Source organism: Streptomyces sp. NRRL WC-3618, assembly GCF_001280005.1.
Classification (GTDB): Bacteria; Actinomycetota; Actinomycetes; order Streptomycetales; family Streptomycetaceae; genus Streptomyces.
Genome location: NZ_LGDW01000138.1, coordinates 1 through 5,922 on the forward strand (window position 1 = coordinate 1; position 5,922 = coordinate 5,922).

Annotated in this window: 1 protein-coding gene; it reads right to left on the reverse strand. The window is 72.9% G+C overall.

The window, feature by feature from the left end; translation table 11 throughout:
• A partial coding sequence (locus ADL01_RS15990) for a type I polyketide synthase (protein WP_159049538.1) occupies positions 1–5,922 on the reverse strand: 5,922 nt, incomplete at both ends.

Consider the following 5,922-nt stretch of genomic DNA (forward strand, 5'->3'; position numbering starts at 1 on the left):
CGGACGCAGCACCGTCGCCAAACGCTCGGGCGTGAGCGAGGTGACCACACCGTCGTCCAGGACACCCGCCACATGCACCACCGCCGACAGCTCCGCGCCCTTCTCGTCGAGGAGTCCGGCCAGAGCCCCGCGGTCGGCCACATCGCACGCGGCCACGGTCACCTTGGCACCCAACTCGGCGAGTTCATCGCGCAGTTCGGCCGCTCCGGACGCTTCCGGGCCGCGGCGCGAGACCAGCAGCAGATCACGTACACCGTGGTGCTCGGCCAAGTGCCGGACCACCACACGGCCCAGACCACCGAACGCGCCCGTCACCAGGACCGTGCCCGAACCCCACGGGGCGACGTCCTCGGCGGTCGTGGCCGTGGCTAGGGACAGGCGCGGCACGAACAGCGACCCGCTCCGCACCGCCACCTCGGGTTCACCCGACGCCAGCACAGCGCCGAGCACCGACTCGTCCGTTTTCCCGTCAACCTCTCCGTCCACTCCGTCCACGAGGACGAAGCGCCCCGGGTGCTCGGAGCGGGCCGACCGCACCAGACCCCACACCGCCGCGGCCACCGGGTCGACGGCCACATCACCGGCGGCCACAGCGCCGCGTGTCACCACCACCAGCGGCAGCGCCTCGAACCGCGCGTCCGCCAGCCAGTCCTGCACCACGCCGAGCGCCTCGGTCAGGCGCGCCGACACAGCCTCGAGGCTCACGGCACCCTCGGAACCTCCGGACCGCCACACCACGGCGGCCGGAAGGTCCCCGCTCTCGCCGCGCGTCTCGTACAACGCCAACGACATCGCGCCGGCAGGCGTAGGCGACTGCTGCCTCCACTCCACGTGGAAGAGGGAGTCCGTATGCGGGTTCGCGCCGCTCATCTGCTCGATGAGCTCCTTCGACATGGGCCGGAAGACGAGTGCGTCCACCGAGGCCACCGGTGCGCCGTTGGCGTCCGCGACCTCCAGGGAGACGCCGTCCGTCCCGCTGGGCGTCAGCCGTACGCGGACCTTGGCGGCACCCGCGGCGTGCAGGGTGACTCCGGTCCAGGTGAACGGCAGTCCGCCTGCCGCGGGCGGCGTGTCCGCCGCTGCCTGGGCGCGCGTACCGGCGGCACGGGCGTGCAGGGCGGCGTCGAGGATCGCCGGGTGCAGGCCGAAGGCTCCGGCCTGCGTGTTGTCGTCGTCGGGCAGGGCGACTTCGGCGAACACCTCGTCGCCACGCCGCCAGGCACCGCGCAGTCCCTGGAACACCGGGCCGTAGGCGAAGCCCGCGGTGGCCAACTCCTCGTAGAGTCCGTCGACCGTCAGCGGCTCCGCGTCGCGCGGCGGCCAGGACGTCAGGTCACCGGACGCCGTCGGGGCGGCGGCCGTGTCCGGCAGGGACTCGGTCAGGGTTCCGGTGGCGTTCTTGGTCCAGGTGTCGGTCGAGAGGCTTTCGGCTCCGGCGCCGGGCTCGGGACGCGAGTGCAGGCTGATGGGCCTGCGTCCGGATGCGTCGGGTGCCTCTACGCGCAACTGGAGCTGGATGCCGCCGTGTTCAGGCAGGACGAGCGGCGTGCCGAGCATCAGCTCGTCGAGCGTGCCGCAGCCGATCTGGCCGCCCGCGTGCACGGCCAGTTCCACGAAGGCGGTCCCCGGAAGCAGCACCCGCCCGGCCACGGCGTGGTCGGCGAGCCACGGGTGCGTGGCCAGGGAAAGGCGCCCGGTGAACAGGTACCCGTCCGTGTCCGCCAACGGCATCCCGGCCCCCAGCAGCGGATGTCCGGTCGGGGCGAGGCCCGCGGACTCGACGTCGGCGGCGCCGGCGGTCTGCCGGAGCCAGAAGCCCTGGTGCTGGAAGGCGTACGTGGGCAGGTCCACGCGGCGGCGCGTCTCGACGGGCGCGTACAGCGGCGTCCAGTCGACCTCGACGCCACGCACGTGGGCCTTGGCGAGGGCGGCCAGGAAGCTGTCCGCTTCCGGGCGGTCCTTACGCAGAGCGCCGATCAGGCCCGCCTGCGCGGCCGGGTCGGTGAGCGTGTCGTGCGCCATCGCCGTGAGTACGGCGTCAGGGCCGAGCTCAAGGAGCGTCGTCGCGCCGAAGCCGGTGAAGACGCCCAGGCCGTCGTGGAAGCGCACCGCCTCACGGACGTGACGGACCCAGTACTCGGGGTCCTTGAGCTGGGCCGACTCGGCCGGCTCACCGGTGACGTTGGAGACCACCGCCAAGGCCGTCTCCTGGTACGTCAAGCTCTCCGCGACCTTGCGGAAGTCACCCAGGACCGGGTCCATGAGCGGCGAGTGGAAGGCGTGGGACACCTTCAGCCACCGCACCTTGCGGCCCTGCCCCCGGAGGGTTTCCTCCAGGCCCTCCAGAACTTCCCGCTCGCCGGACAGGACCACCTGCGCGGGACCGTTCACCGCGGCCACACCGACGCTGTCGTCCAGACCCTCAAGCAGCGGCAGCACATCGGCCTCCGCCGCCTGCACGGCGAGCATCGCGCCCCCCTCGGGCAGCGACTGCATCAACTGTCCACGCGCGGCGACCAGTTGGGCCGCGTCCTCCAACGACCACAGCCCGGCTATGTACGCCGCCGTCAACTCACCGATCGAATGACCACCGACGATCTCGGGACGTACCCCGAAGGACTCGGCCAGGCGGTACAGGGCCACCTCGACGGCGAACAGCGCGGGCTGCGCATACCCCGTCTGCTCCAACAGCCCGGCGTCCGTGCCGAACATCACGTCCTTCAGAGGCTTCTCCAGCGAGGCATCCAGGTGGGCGCAGACCTCGTCCAGCGCATCCGCGAACACCGGGAACGTCTCGTACAACTCACGGCCCATACCGAGCCGCTGACTGCCCTGACCGGTGAAGACGACACCAAGGCGCCCCTCGGCCACAATCCCCGACACCGCACCCGAACCGCCGGCGGTGACGACCTCGAGCCCGGCCAGGAACTCCTCCCGCTCCCGGCCGAAGATCACGGCACGGTGCTCGTGCACGGCCCGGCCCGACAGCAGCGACCACCCCACGTCAACGGGCTCGAGGTCGGCGCGTCCGGTCACATGCTCGCGCAGGCGGTCGGCCTGTGCCCGCAGCGCCTCCGCGCTCCGGCCCGACACCAACCATGGTGTCGCGGTGGGTAGAACGCTCGTTGCAGCAGACTCAGTTGCTTCCACCACCGGCGCCTGCTCCACGATCACGTGGGCGTTCGTGCCGCTGACGCCGAACGCCGAGACACCCGCGCGACGCGGCGAGCCCGCCTCCCGCTCGGCCCACTCCCGGGCCTCGGTCAGCAGCTCAACAGCGCCTGCCGTCCAGTCGACATGGGTGCTCGGCCGGTCCACGTGCAAGGTCTGCGGCAGGACGCCGGCCCGCATGGCCAGCACCATCTTGATGACACCGGCGACACCGGCGGCGGACTGCGTGTGCCCGATGTTCGACTTCACCGATCCCAGCCACAGGGGCCGGTCGACCGGTCGCTGCTCTCCGTACGTGGCGAGGAGGGCCTGCGCCTCGATCGGGTCGCCGAGCGTGGTGCCCGTGCCGTGCGCCTCGACGGCGTCGACGTCACCGGCCGCGAGACCGGCGTTGGCGAGGGCGGTGCGGATGACGCGCTGCTGGGAGGGACCGTTCGGGGCGGTGAGGCCGTTGCTGGCGCCGTCCTGGTTGACGGCGGAACCGCGTACGACGGCCAGGATCTCGTGGCCGTTGCGCCGGGCGTCCGACTGCCTTTCGAGAAGGAGCAGGCCGACGCCCTCGCCCCAGCCGGTGCCGTCGGCGGCCTCCGCGAACGCCTTGCAGCGGCCGTCGGCCGCGAGGCCGCGCTGGCGGCTGAACTCCACGAAGGCGCCGGGGTTGGACATGACCGTGACGCCGCCCGCGAGAGCCAGCGAGCACTCGCCGTTGCGCAGGGCCTGCGCGGCCAGGTGCAGGGCGACCAGCGACGACGAGCAGGCCGTGTCGACGGTCACCGCCGGGCCTTCGAGACCGAAGGTGTAGGCGAGGCGGCCGGAGATGACGCTGGTCGCGCCGCCCGCGAGCAGATAGCCCTCGACGCCTTCGGGGGCCTGCTGCATCCCGGAGCCGTAGCCCTGGGACGAGGCGCCGACGAACACACCGGCCTGGCTGCCGTGCAGCGTCGCCGGGTTGATGCCGGCGCGCTCGAAGAGTTCCCAGGAAGTCTCCAGGAGGAGCCGCTGCTGCGGGTCCATGGCGAGGGCCTCGCGCGGCGAGATGCCGAAGAAGACGGGGTCGAACTGGTCGGCGTCGTAAAGGAATCCGCCCTGTCGGGCGTAGCTCGTGCCGCGCTGCTCGGGGTCGGCGTCGTAGAGGGCTTCGAGGTCCCAGCCACGGCCGCCGGGGAAGTCGGACATCGCGTCCTCACCCTCGGCGAGGAGGCGCCACAGGGCGTCGGGGCTGGTGGCGCCGCCGGGGTAGCGGCAGCTCATGGACACGATGACGATCGGGTCGTCGTCGGCGTCCACCGATCCGGTCGCGGCCACGGCTCCGCCCGCGGCGAGGCGCCCGGCCTCCGCCCCCTCGTCGCCGATCAACTGCGCCCGCAGGTAGCCCGCGAGGACGGCCGAGGTCGGGTAGTCGAAGACGAGGGTGGTGGGCAGCTTCAGGCCGGTCGTAGTGGCCAGTCGATTGCGTACCTCGACCGCTGTGAGCGAGTCGAAGCCCAGCTCGCGGAAGGCCCGGCCGGGCTCGATCGCTTCTGCGCCGGCGTAGCCGAGGACGGCGGCCGCCTGGCCGCGCACCAGGTCGAGCAGCCGCCGCTCCTGCTCCGCCTGCGACATTCCGGCGAGCCGCTCGGCCCACTCGGAGCCGGGCGCACCCGTCCTCGCCGCCGCACCCTGCGCCGCCTCGGGCTCGGCGAGCGCGCGCCGCACCGCGGGCAGGTCCCCGATGAGCGGGCTCGGCCGCAGCGAGGTGAAGGGGGGCGCGAAGCGCTCCCAGTCCACGTCGGCGACGGCCAGGAACGTCTCGTCGTACGCGACCGCCTGCGCCAGCGCGGCCACCGCACGCTCCGGCGCCATCGCCGCCAGGCCGCGGCGCCGGAGCTGTTCCGCGTCCTCGTCGCCCGCCATGCCGCCGCCGGCCCACAGGCCCCACGCGACGCAGGTGGCGGTCAGGCCGCGGGCCCTGCGGCGCTGCGCCAGGGCGTCGAGGTAGGCGTTGGCAGCCGCGTACGCACCCTGGCCGCCACCGCCCCACACACCGGAGTTGGACGAGAAGAGGACGAAAGCGTCCAGGTCTTCGCCAGCCACCAGCTCATCGAGGAGCGCGGCGCCCGCCGTCTTCGCGCCGAACACCTCCGCGATGTCGGCCGCTGTCATCCCGTCCAGCGGCTGCGTCTGCCCGACGCCGGCGGCGTGGAAGACGGAGCGCAGCGTACGTCCGTCGGCGGCGAGTGTTTCAAGGAGTCGCGTGACGGATTCCCGGTCGGCGATGTCGCACGCCGCGACCGTGACCTCGGCCCCCAACTCCTCCAGTTCCGACTTCAGTTCACCGGCGCCCGGAGCGTCGAGACCGCGACGGCTCGTCAGTACGAGGTGCTCGGCGCCCTCGCGGGCCAGCCAGCGCGCCACATGCCCGCCGATCGCACCCGTGCCGCCGGTGACCAGTGCCGTGCCGCGCGGCGTCCACGGCTTCGCGGACTCGACCGGCTCGGCCGGGGCGAGGCGGCGTACGAGGACACCGGAGCCGCGCACGGCGAGCTGGTCCTCGTCCTCGACTCCCGCGAGGGCGGCGGTGAAGCGCGAGCCCGCACGGGTGTCGTACGACGCGGGCAGGTCGATCAGCCCGCCCCAGCGGTCCGGGTGCTCCAGCGCCACGACCCGGCCCAGACCCCACACCTGCGCCTGCAACGCAGACTCCAGGACATCACTGCGACCGGTCGACACCGCACCCGACGTCACCGCCCACAGCCGCGCACCGACCCCGGC